This is a genomic window from Flavobacterium sp. NKUCC04_CG (assembly GCF_019345525.1).
Taxonomy (GTDB): domain Bacteria; phylum Bacteroidota; class Bacteroidia; order Flavobacteriales; family Flavobacteriaceae; genus Flavobacterium.
The window spans coordinates 18318-36393 of record NZ_JAHKRA010000024.1; the positions used below are offsets into that span (position 1 = coordinate 18318).

At 37.3% G+C, this 18076-nt stretch carries 21 protein-coding genes and 2 tRNA genes; 16 read left to right on the plus strand and 7 right to left on the minus strand.

Annotated features, from left to right (window positions below; translation table 11 throughout):
* Positions 1-179: 179 nt before the first annotated feature.
* The 5 genes from KO524_RS14315 (at position 180) to KO524_RS14335 (ending at position 3327) form a co-directional block, all read left to right on the plus strand.
* Positions 180-374 carry a hypothetical protein gene (locus KO524_RS14315; RefSeq protein WP_219294913.1) on the plus strand — a complete coding sequence of 65 codons (195 nt, stop codon included), beginning with the start codon at positions 180-182 and terminating at the stop codon, positions 372-374.
* Positions 361-1722 (plus strand): 2TM domain-containing protein, encoded by a 1362-nt coding sequence (locus KO524_RS14320; RefSeq protein WP_255555276.1) that lies wholly within the window; start codon positions 361-363, stop codon positions 1720-1722. Before KO524_RS14315 ends, KO524_RS14320 begins: the two co-directional genes overlap by 14 nt.
* Positions 1723-1724: 2 nt before the next feature.
* The gene (locus KO524_RS14325; protein ID WP_219294914.1) at positions 1725-2087 is read left to right on the plus strand and encodes a hypothetical protein; all 363 of its coding nucleotides are present in this window, start codon (positions 1725-1727) and stop codon (positions 2085-2087) included.
* A 64-nt stretch (positions 2088-2151) separates the two neighbouring features.
* Entirely contained in the window at positions 2152-2907 is a 756-nt protein-coding gene (locus KO524_RS14330; protein WP_219294915.1) for a LytTR family DNA-binding domain-containing protein, read from the plus strand.
* Positions 2908-2934: 27 nt separating this feature from the next.
* Positions 2935-3327 carry a VOC family protein gene (locus KO524_RS14335; protein WP_219294916.1) on the plus strand — a complete coding sequence of 131 codons (393 nt, stop codon included), beginning with the start codon at positions 2935-2937 and terminating at the stop codon, positions 3325-3327.
* A 268-nt stretch (positions 3328-3595) separates the two neighbouring features.
* Here the strand turns inward: KO524_RS14335 and KO524_RS14340 are convergent, their stop codons facing one another.
* Both KO524_RS14340 and KO524_RS14345 read right to left on the minus strand, forming a co-directional pair.
* Complete coding sequence (locus KO524_RS14340) at positions 3596-5173, minus strand: M56 family metallopeptidase (protein WP_219294917.1); 1578 nt, start codon at positions 5171-5173, stop codon at positions 3596-3598.
* Between the two features lie 6 nt (positions 5174-5179).
* Positions 5180-5536, minus strand: coding sequence for a BlaI/MecI/CopY family transcriptional regulator (locus tag KO524_RS14345; RefSeq protein ID WP_219294918.1), 357 nt, complete (start codon positions 5534-5536; stop codon positions 5180-5182).
* Positions 5537-5695: 159 nt separating this feature from the next.
* Between KO524_RS14345 and KO524_RS14350 the strand changes: the two genes are divergently transcribed.
* Entirely contained in the window at positions 5696-7036 is a 1341-nt protein-coding gene (locus KO524_RS14350; RefSeq protein ID WP_219294919.1) for an NCS2 family permease, read from the plus strand.
* A 27-nt stretch (positions 7037-7063) separates the two neighbouring features.
* Positions 7064-7894, plus strand: coding sequence for a S9 family peptidase (locus KO524_RS14355; RefSeq protein WP_219294934.1), 831 nt, complete (start codon positions 7064-7066; stop codon positions 7892-7894).
* A 36-nt stretch (positions 7895-7930) separates the two neighbouring features.
* On the opposite strand, the gene KO524_RS14360 is transcribed toward KO524_RS14355, so the two are convergent.
* From KO524_RS14360 to KO524_RS14370, 3 genes are read right to left on the minus strand one after another with little or no spacing between them, the layout of a single operon-like run.
* Positions 7931-8968 (minus strand): heme A synthase, encoded by a 1038-nt coding sequence (locus tag KO524_RS14360; protein ID WP_219294920.1) that lies wholly within the window; start codon positions 8966-8968, stop codon positions 7931-7933.
* A 6-nt stretch (positions 8969-8974) separates the two neighbouring features.
* On the minus strand, positions 8975-10411 hold the full coding sequence (locus tag KO524_RS14365; RefSeq protein WP_219294921.1) for a CCA tRNA nucleotidyltransferase: 1437 nt from the start codon (positions 10409-10411) through the stop codon (positions 8975-8977).
* 31 nt (positions 10412-10442) lie between these two features.
* Positions 10443-11012 (minus strand): L-threonylcarbamoyladenylate synthase, encoded by a 570-nt coding sequence (locus tag KO524_RS14370; protein WP_219294922.1) that lies wholly within the window; start codon positions 11010-11012, stop codon positions 10443-10445.
* Between the two features lie 211 nt (positions 11013-11223).
* Here KO524_RS14370 and KO524_RS14375 point away from each other — a divergent pair, with 211 nt between their 5' ends.
* The 7 genes from KO524_RS14375 (at position 11224) to KO524_RS14405 (ending at position 14885) form a co-directional block, all read left to right on the plus strand.
* Complete coding sequence (locus KO524_RS14375; RefSeq protein ID WP_219294923.1) at positions 11224-11643, plus strand: PaaI family thioesterase; 420 nt, start codon at positions 11224-11226, stop codon at positions 11641-11643.
* Positions 11644-11647: 4 nt separating this feature from the next.
* Entirely contained in the window at positions 11648-12709 is a 1062-nt protein-coding gene (locus KO524_RS14380) for a chorismate-binding protein (RefSeq protein WP_219294924.1), read from the plus strand.
* On the plus strand, positions 12709-13425 hold the full coding sequence (bshB1, locus tag KO524_RS14385; RefSeq protein WP_219294935.1) for a bacillithiol biosynthesis deacetylase BshB1: 717 nt from the start codon (positions 12709-12711) through the stop codon (positions 13423-13425). Before KO524_RS14380 ends, bshB1 begins: the two co-directional genes overlap by 1 nt.
* A 67-nt stretch (positions 13426-13492) precedes the next feature.
* A tRNA-His gene (locus tag KO524_RS14390) sits at positions 13493-13569 on the plus strand.
* Between the two features lie 23 nt (positions 13570-13592).
* Positions 13593-13668 (plus strand) — tRNA-His (locus KO524_RS14395).
* 155 nt (positions 13669-13823) lie between these two features.
* Complete coding sequence (locus KO524_RS14400) at positions 13824-14378, plus strand: pentapeptide repeat-containing protein (RefSeq protein ID WP_219294925.1); 555 nt, start codon at positions 13824-13826, stop codon at positions 14376-14378.
* Between the two features lie 312 nt (positions 14379-14690).
* Positions 14691-14885: an EndoU domain-containing protein gene (locus KO524_RS14405; RefSeq protein ID WP_219294926.1), complete on the plus strand. Its 195-nt coding sequence runs from the start codon at positions 14691-14693 to the stop codon at positions 14883-14885.
* Between the two features lie 22 nt (positions 14886-14907).
* On the opposite strand, the gene KO524_RS14410 is transcribed toward KO524_RS14405, so the two are convergent.
* The gene (locus KO524_RS14410) at positions 14908-15192 is read right to left on the minus strand and encodes a hypothetical protein (RefSeq protein ID WP_219294927.1); all 285 of its coding nucleotides are present in this window, start codon (positions 15190-15192) and stop codon (positions 14908-14910) included.
* A gap of 4 nt (positions 15193-15196) precedes the next feature.
* Positions 15197-16243 carry a M28 family metallopeptidase gene (locus tag KO524_RS14415; RefSeq protein ID WP_255555278.1) on the minus strand — a complete coding sequence of 349 codons (1047 nt, stop codon included), beginning with the start codon at positions 16241-16243 and terminating at the stop codon, positions 15197-15199.
* A 73-nt stretch (positions 16244-16316) separates the two neighbouring features.
* On the opposite strand from KO524_RS14415, the gene KO524_RS14420 reads away from it, so the two are divergent.
* Positions 16317-17126: an SDR family oxidoreductase gene (locus KO524_RS14420; protein ID WP_219294928.1), complete on the plus strand. Its 810-nt coding sequence runs from the start codon at positions 16317-16319 to the stop codon at positions 17124-17126.
* A 66-nt stretch (positions 17127-17192) separates the two neighbouring features.
* The gene (gene fsa / locus KO524_RS14425; protein ID WP_219294929.1) at positions 17193-17849 is read left to right on the plus strand and encodes a fructose-6-phosphate aldolase; all 657 of its coding nucleotides are present in this window, start codon (positions 17193-17195) and stop codon (positions 17847-17849) included.
* Positions 17850-18076: the final 227 nt, after the last annotated feature.

Below are 18076 nucleotides of genomic sequence, written 5' to 3' on the forward strand. Positions count from 1 at the left end.
TTTTTGTATTGGTCTTGTGCTATTCTGAGTTTCAATTTATTATAAAAAGAATCGTTTTTTTTAAGTAAGAACGCGTAAAAATACAACTCAGCGGTATTTTTCAACAGTTCGGTAATTGTTTTTTTTTGTTGTCGATCGAACACGCGACTTTTGACTCATCAAATCCTAAATAAGAAAACATGAAGTTTTTTATAATCGCGGGAATGCTGCTTATTAATTTTGCGGTTCCAAAGTTTGAATCGGTTCTAAATAGAAATGTGAATACTATTAAAAATAAAAACATGTGTGCCAAAAATAAAGAGAATCCGGTTTTTATTAATACGGGAAAAAGTTGTTATTTGTCGCAAGTAAATACCACAGATGAAAAAATTTGATAAAAACTACAGTATTGGGATAATCGGTTTTACGGTTGTCAGTTTTATCGTCGTAGTTGCTGGAGTGCAATTAAACGTGGAGAGCCATTGGTTGGATGTTTTGAGACAGTTAAATAAATGGATGATTTACATCTTGTTTCTGTTTTTTGTCAATCGGGCGGCCTTTTTACAAATTGAAAAGCGCTATGATGTTCATATTGCAAACAATCGAAGTTATTATCATCTGTCTTTGTATTTAGCGTGGTTGGTGGCCGCTTTAAGCTTCTATGTTGTACCGTATTTTTATCAATCATTGGAGTTTTTATTGATTGTTCAATTGCCTTGGAATCAATGGGTGTTTCAGGATCCTTTTTCGAATTATCTGTATTGTTTGATCTTTTTTCCGATTCTGATTTATTTGGGTTACTACATTTATTTTAATCGGCGAAAGCAGTCGCTTTTACTTCAAAAAGAGAAGGTAATTTCCGGTAATGTTTCGGCTCAATTTGAAAGTTTAAAAAATCAGTTGGATCCCCACTTTCTATTTAATAGCTTAAATGTATTAAGTGCTTTAATCGAAGAAAATCCAAATCAAGCACAAGAATTTACGCAGTCTTTATCCAAAATCTACCGTTATATATTAGACCAAAAAAACAAAGATTTAATTTCAATCGAGGAGGAAGTCGACTTTGCCAGGACCTATATGGTGCTGCTTCAAATGCGTTTTGAGGATAGCGTGACCTTTGATTTTCCAACTGAAATCAAAAATAAAGAAGCCCGGGTGCTGCCTTTAGCCTTACAATTATTGTTGGAAAATGTGATTAAACACAATAAAACCAGCTCGCTACATCCGATTCATATCGCTATAGTAGAAGAACAGGACTATTTAATTATCGAAAACAACCTACAGAAAAAGCAAGTGTACGACAACCGCAAGGGTATCGGTTTGCAAAATATTGCTGATCGTTATGCCTTGTTGACATCGAGACAAGTAATTATCGATGAGAGTGAAGAAAAATTTACCGTAAAATTACCTATACTAATTAAAAAAAATTATACTATGGAACTTATAAATGAAAACGACGAATTGCTTTTTATCAAAGCTAAAAAGAGGGTAGAAGCTATTAAAAAATTCTATAGCCATTTGACCAGTTATTTGGCAGTAAATACCTTTCTAATGGTAATCAATCTGTATACAGAACCCGCCTTTTTATGGTTTTTATTTCCGCTATTTGGATGGGGAATAGGCATATTATCACACGGTATGCGCGCGTATAATTACAGCCTTTTTCTAGGAAGTAATTGGGAGGACAAAAAGTTACAAGAAATTTTAGAAGAAGAAAAACGCAGAAGCACCAAATGGGATTAATTATGGAACAATCAATTCAAAATTCAAATCTTAAAAGCGCACAAACTTTATTTGCGCAGTCAAAATTAAGACGACTAAGAGCTCTGTATTTACGGTTAGCTTTGTGTTTAGTAGGAAGCGGTGTGCTTATTAGTTTACATTATTCTAATTTTGAAAACATACAAGTTGCAGCTGTTTTTTCAATTTTTGAAATACCCTTGCTTTGGCTGTTTTGTGTATTGGTACAGTTTGCGCTTTTTTATGCCGATAAGATTCCCTTTTTAAAATCTTGGCAACAGCATTTATTGCGAAAAACGATAGAGAGGGAACAAAAGTCTTTTGAAAATCAATTTTTTAAACCGCGAACCGCAGTTAAAGTCGAATAATATATTTAGTTGCCATTGAATAATTTATAAGGGGTACATTTACTTTTACATAATAAAGCTACAGATGAGAATTATCATTATTGAAGACGAAAAACCAGCCTCACGCTTGTTGGAACGGAAAATCGAAAAATTGGGTTTTACGGTAGAAATAAAATTGGGATCAGTGGAGGAGTCCATCGCATGGCTATCGCAGCATCCTGCGCCCGATTTGATTTTTTTAGACATACAGCTGTCAGATGGTTTGTCGTTCGAAATATTTGAACAAGTGGATGTTCGTAGTGCCATTATTTTTACAACGGCTTATGATGAATATGCCTTGAGAGCGTTTAAACTCAACAGCATTGATTATTTGCTTAAACCGATACAAGATAAGGAATTGCAATTCGCCATTCAAAAATATGTTGACCACAAAAATTCGTTTTTTGAGTTTTCCGACCAAATCAATATGTTTAAGAAATTTATAGATTCGGGTAATAGACCTTTGTATAAAGAACGCTTCTCCATAAAAATAGGCCAACAAATCAAAATTGTATTAACCGTAGATATCGCTTGTTTTTACAGTGAAAACAAAGCGACCTATATCAAAACCAAAGATCAGCGAAATTATTTAATCGAATTATCGTTAGATCAGGTTGAGGCCTTGGTGGCGCCGGATCAGTTTTTTAGAATTAGCAGACAATTTATTGTAGCTTTATCCGATATTAAAGATATTTCGGTATATAGCAATTCGCGTCTTCAATTGTGTTTAAACAATTATAAAGAAGAAGATTTAATCGTCAGTCGCGAACGCGTTACGGAGTTTAAAAATTGGATAGGCTAAGCATTCTTTAAATTAAAAAAAAATAAAATGATTACATTTTCGTACACCATATTATACGTCAACGACGTTTATAACGCGATGCATTTTTATCAACGAGCCTTTGGTTTTTCTGAAAAATTTAAAACACCAGAAAACGATTATGGCGAAATGATTAGCGGTAGTACTACGATCGCTTTTGCATCTAAGGAATTGGCTCAAAGTAATTTGAGTGGCGGATTTATAAGTAGTTCTGCTAAAGACAAGCCTTTTGGTATTGAATTGGGATTTGTAACAACCGATGTGGCTGCTGCAGTGGAAAAGGCTGTTGCGGAAGGCGCTGTAGTGTATGAACCACTAAAGACTAAGCCCTGGGGGCAAACGGTTGCTTATGTCAGGGATTTAGATGGTTTTTTACTAGAGCTTTGTAGTCCCATGGGATAATATAAATTGCGATTTCATATTGATCGTTTGTATAAAACAATGGAGTTCCGTTTCCCTGCTGCGTTAAGGTATTAAAACCAGTACAGTCAGCGGTAAGTTGCTTAGGACAACCAAACGATTTTGATTTAAACACTTTAAGCAACAGTGCCTTTTTAATCGAACTTTGCAGTCTATATGAAAAAACAGGCTGTCTAAAAATGAGACAGCCTGTTTTTTTTAATGGCAATCGATAACAAACGGAGCTAATACTTCAGTCGTCTGCTTTGACTTATTTTATCGCTTTCTTAGATGCTGCAAAATCTTTTTCGGCTTGTTTGACATTTTGTTTAGCCCTTTCTTTGTTTTTTTCATAAGCGGCTTTATCGGCTAACGTAGCTTGTTTATTCATTTCAGCCGCTTTTCGATTTCGTTCAGCTGCCATTCGATTTGTCTTTGAAATGTCGATATCTCTTTGTTTGATGATGCGTTCTTTTTTAGCCAGGGCGATTTCCTTTCGGGCTGTTTCAGCATCTTTTTGAGCTGCTATGGCATCTCTTTTTGCTGCTTCGGCATCTCTTTTCACTGCTTCGGCATCTCTTTTTGCTGCTTCGACATCTCTTTTTACTGCTTCAGCATCTCTTTTTACTGCTTCAGCATCTCTTTTTACTGCTTCAGCATCTCTTTTTGCTGCTTCGGCCTCTCTTTTTGCTGCTTCAGCATCTTTTCGGGCTATTTCTGCGTCTTTTCTGGCAACGGCTATCTCTTGTTGCGTTGCTTCTCTAGTGTGATGACTACTCACAGTATACCCTGGCGTGGTATCGCCATTTTTATAGTCATTGGACTCCATAGCAACAGGCATAGCTTCGGGGACAGGAGTCAGCGATGGTGTGGGAATATCCGTCGTATTAGGAGTTAAAGGAGCCTGAGGTGGTTTTGGAGGGCCAGCTGGTGAAGCTGTAATTACCGGGTTTTCCTGAGGTTTGCTAACATTGATACTGTTTTGCTGCACTTGAGCGATGGTTCTTACTTGAAATAAAAATATAAAAATAAGCGCACCACAAAGCGGTAAGCTAAATCTCCAACGTTGCAGTTTTTGGGTTTGGTTTTGATTGATTTTCATAATTCTCATTTTTAAAAAAGATTGATTAAAAGAATGTGTTAGTTCATTGTTCAGGGATATTCCCATGGTCTTTAGTAAGGTTTTTTGATAGCGTGCTTTTTGCTGGGTTTTTTGTAAGACAGCTTGATCGGTTAAAAACTCCAGATTTCGAATTACTGCGGTTTTCGTTTTCCATAACCAAGGATTAAACCAAAAGAGGCAACAACAACTTTGTATAAACAATAAATCAAAGCTGTGTTTTTGTTTGATGTGTGTTTCCTCGTGCAACAGTATAACTTCTAATTCCGATTCGTCATAATTTTTGGAATTGTAAAAGAGGTTATTCCAAAAGGAAAACGGTGTTTGATGCTGCACATGGTCGTAATACCGTATCCTTTTTTTTACTATAGGTGGCTGTGATTTAATTAAAGTGTTTATTTTATTAATGTTTAATAATAATCTAAATAACAGGGTTATACTAATTATTATTGCAGTCATTAGTAAATAGAGAAGCAATGTTGGTAACTGTGATGTAAGCTCGGTACCACTCCATGCCACATGCTCGTTTCCTTCTAAAACTTTAGGAGGTACCCATACCGTTTTAGTGATATAAAATAAGGGAAGTACGAACGAAAGGACAGTCGAAATCAGAAAATAATACCGGTTTTCAACATAAAAAGTGGTCTTCTCTAACAGCGCTTTATAAATTATATAAAAGACTATAAGTAATAGATTGACTTTTAAAATGTATAGGAATAGGGCTTCCATAAGTGCTTATTTTTTTTCGATCATTTTTAAAATCTCTTCCAGATCCTTGGCAGATATTTTCTCTTCTTTAGCAAAAAAAGAAACCACATCCAAATAAGAGCCCTCGAAAAAGGAATCAACGGCTTTGGTCATGAATTTATTGCGGTAGTCGGTTAGTTTGACCAAAGGGAAATACTGATGTGTTTTTCCAAAGGCTTGATATCCTACGTATTTTTTTTCTTCTAAATTTCGTACTATAGTCGATAAGGTATTGTAATGTATGTCTTCGTCGGTTAGTTCGGCCATGATATCTTTGACAAAAGCCTTTTCTAACTTCCAAATCACTTGCATGATTTGCTCTTCTTTATTGGTTAATTTTTCCATAGCTTTGATAATGAGGTGTTTTTATACAAACAAACCTATAACTATTTTTCTAGTTATACAACTGTTTTTATAGTTTATTTAAATTATTTCTTCCAAACCATGTTTTGATTATGGTTATATTTGTTTGCAGTATCAAACTCACTCAGAAAACCTTGGACGATGAAACAATTAATGGAGAATTACTTTCAGCTCAACAAACACAATACAACGATTCGGAAAGAATTAACAGCAGGCGTCATTACGTTCTTGACGATGTCATATATATTAGTGGTGAATCCCAATGTTTTAGCTCAGGCAGGTATGGATCGCGAGGCCTTGTTTACAACTACGGCTTTAGCGACTATTTTTGCCACCCTAATGATGGGGTTATATGCTAAATTGCCTATTGCTCAAGGTCCGGGAATGGGGCTTAGCAGTTTTTTTACGTTTACGGTGGTACTCACGATGGGGTATACTTGGCAATTTGCGTTAACAGCTGTTTTTATTGAAGGTCTTCTGTTTTTGCTTTTAACTTTTTTTAATATACGCGAACTGATCGTTAAAAACATACCCGTTATATTAAAAGAATCGATTCCCGTAGGTATCGGTTTGTTTATCACTTTGATTGGGTTAAAGGGAGCGGGAATTGTTATATCTGATCCCAATACCTTAGTTCGTTTAGGTGATTTTTCGCAACACAGCGTTTGGATTGCGTTTCTAGGCTTGTTGGTTACTGGGGTATTATTTGTCAGAAATGTTAACGGTGCCATTTTGTTAGGGATTCTTGTGGCCACGGGTTTTGGTTTTATTTTAGGAGACGTTGTATGGCCGTCCACATCCGTAGTCGGTTTACCGCCTTCTATTGAACCCATATTCGGACAGGCTCTAGCTCCGCTGTTCACCGAAGATGGATGGAAGCAAATTTGGTCATTAGATATGCTTGTTGTCGTTTTTACGTTTTTGTTTGTCAACCTTTTTGATACGGTTGGTACCTTAATTGGCGTGATTTCCAAAACGAACTTGGCCGATGCCGAAGGTAATTTTCCTCAAATGAAGAAAGCTTTGTTCTCCGATGCTTTAGGTACCACTTTTGGCGCTGTTTTAGGCACTAGCTCTGTGACTTCCTATGTGGAGAGTGCTTCAGGAGTAGCTTCTGGCGGACGTACAGGACTAACCGCGGTTGGAGTGGCCTTGATGTTTGGTTTGTCCTTGTTTTTAGCACCTTTGTTTCTAATGATTCCGGCAGCAGCAACGTCTCCTGCCTTAATTATAGTGGGGTTGTTTATGATTTCGTCGGTTTCAAAGATCAATTTTGACGATATGAGTGAAGGTTTACCCGCTTTTCTAACGATAGTACTAATGCCATTTACCTATAGTATTGCTGAGGGAATCGTTTTTGGTATATTGAGTTTTACATTTCTAAAACTCTTTACGGGAAAGTACCAACAGATTACCTTAACTTTAGCGGTACTTTCGATACTTTTTTTGATAAAAATTATCCTCGAAGTCTTTTACAAATAGTTTCGAATCATAAAAATCAAATCCATGATGAAAGCCGAAAAGAATCAAGTTATAAAAGTAAGTGCAACAATCAGTCTGTTAGCAGATGCCTATTATCCTGAACTAACAAAAAAATTACCCTTGGTGATATTCAGTCACGGTTATAAGGGATTTAAGGATTGGGGGGCTTGGGAATTGGCGATGAAATCCATTGCAAAAGAAGGTTTTTATGTGGTGAAGTTTAATTTTTCTCATAATGGAACTACTTTAGATAATCCTTTGGAATTTGAAGACTTAGAAGCTTTTGGAAAAAACACCTATTCGCAAGAGCAACGTGATTTAACAGCGGTTATCAATCATTTTAAGAATCATATAGAAGTAGATAGGAGCCAAATCAGTATTATCGGACACAGTAGAGGTGGTGGGGCAGTTTTGGTTCAAGCACTTGAGAATAACGATGTCGCCAAGGTGGTTAGTTGGGCTGGTGTAGCTGATTTTAAAAGGCGATTTCCTCAAGGAGCACGCTTTGATAAGTGGAAGGAAGAGGGCGTGTTTTATGGACTCAACACAAGAACCAATCAGCAAATGCCGCATTATTTTTCATTCTATCTAGATTATGAAGCTAATGAACGAAAATTCGATATTCAAAATTGCGCACAACATTTAAAGAAACCCTTGTTGATTGTTCAAGGGACTGCAGATGAAGCGGTACCTCTAAAAGAAGCAGAATGGTTGCACTTATGGGCTAAAAGTTCAGAATTGTATGTTATAGAAGGGGCAAATCATGTTTTTGGTGCTAGCCATCCATGGGATAAAAATGAGCTACCGCTTGATTTATCTAAAGTGATTGATCAAACGGTAGCTTTTTTAAAAAAGTAACCTACATTCGATTCTAAATCGAATGATCAGTTTATATTATGATTTGGTTTTTGTTGTGGTGAAATAGGTTTTTTGAGCTTCGAGTACCAAATAAAACTGTACTCCAAATAACAAACTAGCCGCTACTAAATGTAGGGTTTGCCCACCGAAAGGAAAATGCCAATAGTACATCGCAATACCGGAACCAACTTCTAAAGCTAATAATAGCATAACCCAATTAAGCTTGCTGTATCCCAGCTCTTTACGTTTGTTTCTTAAAAACAAAAACAAGTTGACAAAAACAACTACAAAGGAAAAGGTTCTATGGATATAAAATTCAAAAGTAGGGTCGTTAAGCCATAGATATTCATTGCCAATTCCAGCACGAACTTGTTCATCAACGAATTGACGTACTTGTGTACCTAATACTACTTGAATTAACGTTAGTAATAAGGCTATATACAGGAATATACTAAATTTAGAGTCGTGTTTTCGAGGTTCTTTTTTAAGGCTTGCAATACGAACAATATATATGAGTACAGCTACAATAACTAAAGCCATTACCATGTGTACTGTAATTTTTACGGGATTGAGCACGGAAAATACCACTGTAGCACCTAACCAAGCTTGGAAGCCCATTAAAAAAACAACCAACCAAGACAGGCCTACCAATTTCTTTTGAGTACGCCAAAATGCAAATGAGCATACAGCCATAAATAAACAGGCAACACCTGCTATAGCTCCACTAAGTCTATTTAGGTATTCCGTCCAAGTGTGTTTGGCATTGAAGGTAGCGTAATCGTGTTTGGTGTATTTGGTCCAATTTTCTTCTTGATAAACATCGGTCGTTACAAAGTCTTGTTTGGCCACCCACAAACTTTCGTCGTGAATGATTACTTGACCTTTTTTAAATTCGTGTTCCGGTTGCCATAGAATTTCTGAAACATCCGTTGGCGGAATGTAATAACCAAAACACTTTGGCCAATCGGGGCATCCCATACCTGAACCCGTCATACGAACTAGGGCTCCGGCAAAAATCACGACATAGACCAAAATAAGTGAGGTCTTTGCAAGTGGTAAAAAATATTGTTTCATAAGTGATTATTTTGCGGAACTCTTAGAGAGTCCCATTTTTTCTGCTTTTTCCATCATAAAATGATGTGCGGCCTCGTATTCATTGGGAATAACTCCCTCCAAAATCGCCTCTTTGATTGCCTCTTTCAGTACGCCAATTTCGCGAGAAGGCGGTAGGTTAAATTCGGCCATGATTTCTTCACCCGAAATAGGAGGTTGGAATTGACGAACGTGATCGCGTTCTTCGACCTCGACAATTTTGTTTCGAACAATCTGAAAATTATGGTGGTACTTTTTATATTTGATGGTGTTCTTTGTGGTGATATCTGCCTCGCATAAAATCATCAAATCCTCTACGTCTTCACCTGCATCAAAAATCAATCGACGTACGGCTGAATCAGTAACGGTTTTCTGAGACAAAACTACAGGTCTCGAACTCATGGTAACCATTTTTTGAACGTATTTGAGTTTGTGATTTAAAGGCATATGCAAACGCTGGAAAATTTTCCGTACCATTTTCCCGCCTATAAATTCGTGTCCGTGAAACGTCCAGCCTTGGCGTTTATTGAATCGCTTAGTAGGAGCCTTACCGATATCGTGTAATAAAGCCGACCAGCGAAGCCATAAGTCGTCAGTTTTGGTGCTGATGTTATCAACCACTTCCAAAGAGTGATAAAAATTGTTTTTATGAGTATGTCCCTCGATTTCTTCTACTTGATTTAAAGCAGTTAGTTCGGGAAGTATTAAGTCGAGTAGTCCTGAATGATATAACAATAGAAAGCCTTTAGACGGTGTTGGAGTCAAAAGAATTTTGTTGAGTTCATCGACGATACGTTCTCCTGAAATGATATCCAATCTCTGGTGATTTCTAGAAATAGCTTCTAGGGATTCCGCTTCAATGACAAAATCCAATTGGGCTGCAAATCGAACGGCACGCATCATGCGCAACGGGTCGTCAGAATACGTAATATCCGGATTTAAAGGGGTTTTGATGATTTTATTACTCAAGTCATCTAGTCCGTTAAAGGGATCGATTAAGTTCCCAAAATCGGATTGATTAAGGCTAAAAGCCAAGGCGTTTATCGTAAAATCACGTCGGTTTTGATCGTCTTCTAAAGTTCCGTCTTCCACCACCGGATTTCTGCTTTCAAAGTGATAGGATTCTTTACGGGCGCCAACAAATTCAATATCCATATCGTCAAAGCGCAACATCGCCGTGCCATAGGTTTTAAAAATTTGGACTTTAGGCCGATTGGGCAATAAGTTAGAAACCTCCAAAGCCAAGTCAATACCGCTGCCAATTGCTACAATATCGATGTCTTTTTTAGAATCTCGTTTTAATAGGTAGTCTCGTACAAAACCACCAATAACATAACAATCCAAAGATAAATTTTGTGCGGCTTGTGAGATATATTCAAAAATAGGATGCGTTAAAGCGTCTTTATACGGTAAGGGTTGTTTCATAATTCGAATTCCAAAAATAGCGTGTACTACCTTATTTTCTAATAATAGTTACTTTGCTATCTGTTGTCAGTTTAATAATCGTCGAGGGCGGAGTCGCTTTTCTATCTTGATGCAAATTTACCACATAGTCCACTCCATCCAAAATTATGGGATTGATTTCTTGAAAAGTTCGAGCAGTAGGTTCGCCACTTAAATTCGCCGAAGTAGAAACCAAAGGCGATTTCATGCGTTCAATTAATCGAAAACAAAAAGGGTCAGCCACAATTCGCACTCCTAACGAATCGTCTGGAGCAATGATTTCTTTAGCGACATTTTTGGGATGATCTAATATTAAAGTAGTAGGCTTGTCTGAAAACTCTATAATTTGCCAAGCTACTTCAGGTATTTCTTTAAAAATCTGGTGTAACATACGATCTCCATTGATCAAGACAATCATACTCTTGGATTCGGCTCTTTTTTTTAATGCAAATATCTTTTTTACTGCTTCTGGGTTGTTGGCATCGCAACCTAAACCCCAAACCGTATCGGTAGGATATAAGATTATCCCTCCTTTTTGTATGACTTCAAAAGCGTTATGTACCTCTTTTTGAATCTCTTCCATGATCTGAATTCCGTTATTTTTTAACTTTTAAATAGGCGTAAATTTAGTGAAATAATAGCTTATGGGCTAACAAAATCGAGTGAAAGTCAATAAAATCTCCAGCCGCAATTATTAAGTTTTTTTTAAGAAAGGTATTCGCGATTTGATCTATATTTATGATTGCCTAAAAAACAAACTTTTTTAGCTCTATAATTAAATAAGAACCCCTTTTATGGAATTTAATAAACAAGAAATTCTGGCTCATTGCCAGGCTTTTTCGAAGAATACTTTAATGCAAACACTTGATATCGAATTTATCGATGCAGGTCCGGATTTTTTAACCGCAAAAATGCCGGTAAACTCAAAAGTACACCAGCCTTTAGGACTTTTACACGGCGGTGCCACAGTTGCCTTGGCGGAAAGTGTTGGGAGCTCGGCTTCTTTTATGTTGATCAATACACAAGAAGAAGAGGCTAGGGGAATCGAGATTTCGGCAAATCACTTGAGAAGTAAACGCGATGGGACGGTATTTGCAACAGCGAGGATTTTACATAAGGGCAGAACTTTGCACCTTTGGGAAATCAGAATCACTGATGAAGAAGATCGTTTGATTAGTATTTGTAAAATCACTAACATGATTCTAAAGAAGTAGTTAGATGTCGTTATTTAAAGTAGCACTAGATTATTTAAAAGACCAAAAACCCTTTGTGATTTATTCCAAATCACAGTCAGATCAGTTAATAGGCGTTTTTCAAAAAAACAACGACTTGCATCATTTGGACGATATGGAGTCTTCCGGTTTTGTCTTCGCTCCATTTGCAGGTGGAAAAGCTGTTTTTATACCTCATAGTGAATCCGAAATACATATCGAGGCTGTAGCGCCTTTCGTTGTTTCAACAACGGAGGTGGTTTTGGGTTATGACGATAAAGCTAAAACAGCCTTTGAAAATTTGGTTAAAAAGGGAGTGGCTGCCATTGTAAACGGTAGTTTCGAAAAAGTGGTTTTTTCGAGAAAAGAAACACAGGAAATTGAATCGTTTGATCCGATTACAACTTATAAAAAATTAAAAGCAAGTTATCCAACTGCTTTTTGCTATTTGTTTTACCATCCAAAGGTAGGCATGTGGATGGGAGCAACACCGGAGCAATTAGTAAAGGTTTCCGACCAAAGGGTTTATACGATGGCTTTGGCGGGCACTCAAGTAAACAAGCAACAGGACCCTGTGGTTTGGGGAGCTAAAGAAAAGCAAGAACAATTGTTTGTTACGGAATTTATAGTCGATTCATTACGTGCGTATTTGAGTGATTTGACCGTTACAAAACCTTTTACGGCAAATGCGGGACGTATTATGCATATACGAACCGACATTGAAGGTCAACTAAAAAACGCAAAGGATTTAGGTAAAATCATCGATCAATTACATCCTACGCCTGCGGTTTGTGGTATGCCCAAAGCGAGTTCTAGGGAATTTATACTACAACAGGAGGGCTATGACCGTAAGTTTTACAGTGGTTATCTCGGCGAACTCAACGGCGATTTGGCCCTTGGTAAAAGCGCTCAAAGCGATTTGTTTGTCAATTTGCGTTGTATGGAAATCGAAAAAAACCAAATACATTTGTATATCGGTTGCGGTATAACGAAAGATAGTATTCCCACAGACGAGTTTATGGAAACCGTTGAAAAATCGAGTACGATGAAAAAAATATTAGAAGCATGATAAAATTAGATATATTGGCGTTTGGCGCACATCCAGACGATGTAGAATTGGGTTGTGGGGCAACGCTTTCCAAAGAAAAAGCAGCGGGAAAGAAAATAGGTATCATCGATTTAACACGTGGTGAATTGGGAACGCGGGGTTCGGCGGAAATACGTGATGCTGAAGCAGCAGCTGCAGCCCAAATTATGGGTATTGAAGTACGTGAAAACCTGCGTTTTCGCGATGGTTTCTTCGTCAATGATGAGTATCATCAACTCGAAGTCATTAAAATGATTCGAAAATACCGACCGGAAATCCTTTTGTGCAATGCCATTGACGATCGGCATATTGATCATGGAAAAGGGAGTAAATTGGTTTCTGAGGCAGCTTTTTTATCGGGTTTGCGTCGTATTGAAACCATTTTTGACGGCAAGTCTCAAGAAGCTTGGCGTCCCAAGGTCGTATATCATTATATACAATGGAAAAATATAGAACCGGACTTTGTTGTAGATGTCACTGGGTTTATGGAAACCAAAATACAAGCGGTTTTGGCATACGGTTCTCAATTTTATGAACCCGGTTCCAATGAACCAATCACACCAATTACGTCGAAAAACTTCTTGGATAGCATTACTTATCGCGCTCAAGACCTCGGAAGATTGATTGGAACCGATTTTGCAGAAGGATTTACGACAGAGAGGTATTTGGCTGTCAATAGTTTAGATGATTTGATATGATTTTTCTCAAAAAACCTTTGGAGGCAAAGGAAATATGGCTATATTTGCAACCGTAAAACAATAGACGGTGATTGTAGCTCAGTTGGTTAGAGCGTCGGATTGTGGTTCCGAAGGTCGGGGGTTCGAGACCCCTCATTCACCCCAATCGCACGATTTAAGTTTTACACGGTGATTGTAGCTCAGTTGGTTAGAGCGTCGGATTGTGGTTCCGAAGGTCGGGGGTTCGAGACCCCTCATTCACCCAGAAACAGCAGCCTGTTATCTTTGGATAACAGGCTTTTTTTGTGGAGTTAATTTGAGTTCCTAATACGGTATTGGACCACTGTTCGACAAATAAATCGTATCTTAGCCAAGCTTTTAAAAAGCCAAATCCATTTACCATTCTCAATATCAAAAACATGAAATTAATCGAAAATCAAGTGTTTAATCAATGCAATCACTTGGAGCAAGCGGAGTATTTTGAAACTACTTTTGAAAACTGCGATTTAAATAAATTTAATTTTTCCCAGTTTGAATTTGAAAACTGTGTTTTTAAGAATTGTAATTTGAGTTTGGGACAGTTTAATCAAACTTCGTTTCGCGAGGTGGAGTTTATCGATTGTAAATTAATGGGCATTGATTTTTCTAAAATCAATGCATTTTTAATGCAATGGCGTTTTAATCGTTGCAATCTGCAATTTTCGATTTTTAATGGCCTTAAAATTAAAAAGACCAGTTTTATCAGTTGCGAACTTCAGGATGCGGATTTTGGATTGTGCGACTTAACTCAGGCATGGTTTGATCAGTCAGACCTCAGTCGTGCGGTTTTTGACAATTCCAACCTCACTCAGGCCGATTTTAGAACAGCCAAAAACTTTTCAATACGACCGGAATCAAACCTGATTAAAAAGGCCAAATTCGCACAGAATAATCTAATGGGCCTGGTACAGCACCATCAAATTCAAATAGAATAATACGGCAGTCACAAGCACTTGGATACAGTTAAAAAAAATAGTAGTCTTGAATCAAATGGGCATCAAGCTTCTCGCGCCTGTATTAGACGAATCGGAAAACCATCCTATCACCTGGGGTGTTTTTTTGATTTTAAATTAGATGCTCCATTTTTTTTACCAAGTAGAGCTATTGAATGTTATCGTATTAATACAACGACAACCTCTATATGCTTTCAGTGAAAATTTTATTTAATGTGAGTATGCTTTGTCCTCAGAAGAGCTGGTGGTCATAATCACGAAGCTATTGGCTTTACAGTTAAAATTCGAAAACACTTGATTAAACCGGTGGATGATATGCCTTTTGATGCGTGGATTTCGGTGCGTTACTGCATTCAAGGTAGACTGGGTCAATCGGTAGATAAAGAGGCCAAATCGACGATGTTTCCCTTAAATTGGGGTATTACTCGAGTAAAACAAGAAATCGCTTTGGTGTATGATAAAATGATTAAGACAAATAGTTTAGGTTGAGGGATTTGGGGTGCCTTAGACCTTAGTTATTTGACAAAAACACCGTTAAAAGGGTCAGTACATTTAACATCAATGCTGCAAACAGATAGGATGCAATCGCTATTCGGTTTTTATAAGTCCTAAAAACGATTAAACACGGCAGTAAAAACAGTAAAATAATCATGGGTATAAATAGTTTATTAGCCCAAAGACTTAAGGTATTTTCCGTGTACAATTGCTGTAGAAAAGCGGCGCGTAACACCCATAAAATCAAAAGGATTAAACTGAAGTAAAAAATGATTTTATCGTAGAGTATCGTTTTTTGCATGTCTTTAATTGTTTTTTATACGTTCGTCTCTATTAATCAGTTCCCAAGCTGTAGCAAAAATCAATTGTACGCGTTTTTGCAATAACGGATAATCAATTTTATCTGCGGTATCTGTAGCTTTATGGTAGTCGGCATGGGGGCCGTTATAATAAAATATAACCGGGATTCCCTTTCGAACAAAATTGTAATGATCGGATCTAAAATAGATTTGTTCGGGCTCGCCTTTAACGTTGTATTTATAGTCTAAAGTAAGGTTGCTGTATTGCTTATTTACACTTTCGGATACCTCGTGTAATTCTGTGCTCAATCGGTCGGATCCAACTAGGTAAATATAGTTTCCCTGTTCGATATAGTCGTTCGAACGGCGTCCAATCATATCGATATTTAAATTGGCGAAGGTATTTTCTAAAGAATACGACGGATGCATAACATAATAACTAGATCCGTGTAAGCCAAATTCCTCTCCAGTAGCATGTAAGAAGAGTAGGGAACGTTTAGGGGTAAAACCGTGGCGTACCGCTTCTTGAAAGACTCGGGCAATTTCTAATACTCCTACAGTACCCGATGCATTATCGTCGGCTCCATAAAAGGTTTTTCCAAATTCGATACCCATATGATCGTAATGGGCAGAAATAACTAAGGTTTCTTCTGGAAATTCACTACCGCGAATATAGGCAATGACATTTTCGCTATCGTTTAAAAGCGGGCTAAAAAGCTTTTTCATAAATGCAGAAGGAACTGTTTGCAGGTAATTTTCGGTACCAGCAGCCGGCGTGATTTGGTAGTTTTGATATTGTTTTACTAAAAAAGCTGCTGCTTTTTTCTGACCCAATTCACCGGTTTTTCTACCTTCAAATTCATCGGAGGCCAGTATATGCAAGTTTTTATATAAAGTATCTTGATTGATTTGAGCGTAAAAATATTCGAAATCCAATTGGTTTTTTTCTTGAGCTACAGCAGATCCATTGACTCCCAATACAGTAAGTGTTATTAATAGAAATTGAGGTACTTTCATAATGATATATTCTAATCCAATGGTAAATATAAACATCCTCGATAGGAATGTTTCTATTTAATAGAAAATTATTGTTAATCCTGCTATCTTTGTTTTTTAAACTTTAATTATGAGTCAAGTTGTATTGATTACTGGAGGGTCATCTGGAATTGGAAAATCGGTAGGAGAGTATCTTCAGCAAAAGGGATTTACCGTTTTTGGTACCAGCCGCAACCCGCAAAACATCCGAAATTCTAAATTTTCTTTAGTGGCTATGGATGTTAGAAATGCCGAATCGATCCGCTTGGGTGTAGCAGAGGTTTTAGAAAAAGCAGGCCGAATCGATATTCTAATCAACAATGCAGGAGTAGGTATTACCGGTGCTTTAGAAGAGCTTCCGAGTGAGGAAATTTTTAATAATTTTCAAACCAATTTATTCGGACCTATAGAAGTGATGAAGGCGGTTTTGCCGGGTATGCGTCAGCATCGAAAAGGACTGATTATAAATGTCACTTCTATTGCAGCTTATATGGGATTGCCTTTCCGCAGTGTGTATTCTGCTTCAAAAGGTGCTTTGGAAATTATAACTGAAGCACTTAGAATGGAGGTTAAACCCTTTGGAATCCAAATTGCCAACGTAGCTCCTGGTGACTTTGCTACCAATATTGCATCTGGGCGTTATCATGCCCCTTTATTAGAGCACTCGCCTTATAAGGATGTGTATGCGGCTACTTTAAACATGATGGACGAGCATGTGGATTCGGGAAGTAACCCACAGCAAATGGCTGAAGCCATATATAAAATAATTCTAACTCCAAAACCGAATATTCATTATAAGGTTGGGGCATTTATGCAAAAGTTTTCTATTGTTTTAAAGCGTGTTTTACCCGATAAAACCTATGAAAAACTATTGATGAATCACTATAAAATTAAAGAGTAAGGTCTTTTGGATTAGACGCTTTAATCGTATTTTTGAAAATCGAAACACAACAAATAATAATTAGATATGAAATTTTTTATTGATACCGCCAATTTAGAGCAAATCAAAGAAGCGCAAGCTTTGGGAGTATTGGATGGGGTAACAACCAATCCGTCATTAATGGCAAAAGAAGGAATTACTGGAGCTGAAAACATTTTAAATCACTACAAAATGATTTGTAGTTTGGTCGATGGTGATGTAAGTGCCGAAGTTATTGCTACGGATTACGATGGTATGGTTGCTCAAGGAGAGGAGTTGGCAAAGTTACACGATCAAATCGTAGTAAAGCTGCCGATGACACAAGACGGTATCAAAGCCTGTAAATATTTTTCTTCTAAGGGAATCAAAACCAATGTGACTTTAGTTTTTTCTGCCGGACAAGCCTTATTGGCTGCTAAAGCTGGAGCTACTTATGTATCGCCATTTATCGGAAGATTAGATGATATTTCTACAGATGGATTGATTTTGATTCAAGAAATCCGTCAGATTTATGATAACTACGGTTTTCAAACTCAAATATTGGCTGCGTCTGTACGTCATACCATGCATATTGTTAACTGTGCAAAAATAGGTGCTGATGTCATGACAGGACCTTTGTCTGCAATTTTAGGCTTGTTAAAACACCCTTTGACCGATAGTGGACTCGCGCAGTTTTTATTGGACTATCAAAAGGGTAACGGTTAATTAGAAATTAGTCTTCATGCTGATTTTTAAGGCTTGATTATTTTAATAAATACAGTAGAGCATAGTGTCCAAATACCTCAATAAGTGGTATTTGGACAATTTTATATTTGCCCATCCGCGTATCAGCGTATCAGCGTATCAGCGTATCAGCGTATCAGCGTATCAGCGTATCAGCGTATCAGCGTATCAGCGTATCTGCGTATCTGCGTATCTGCGTATCTGCGTAT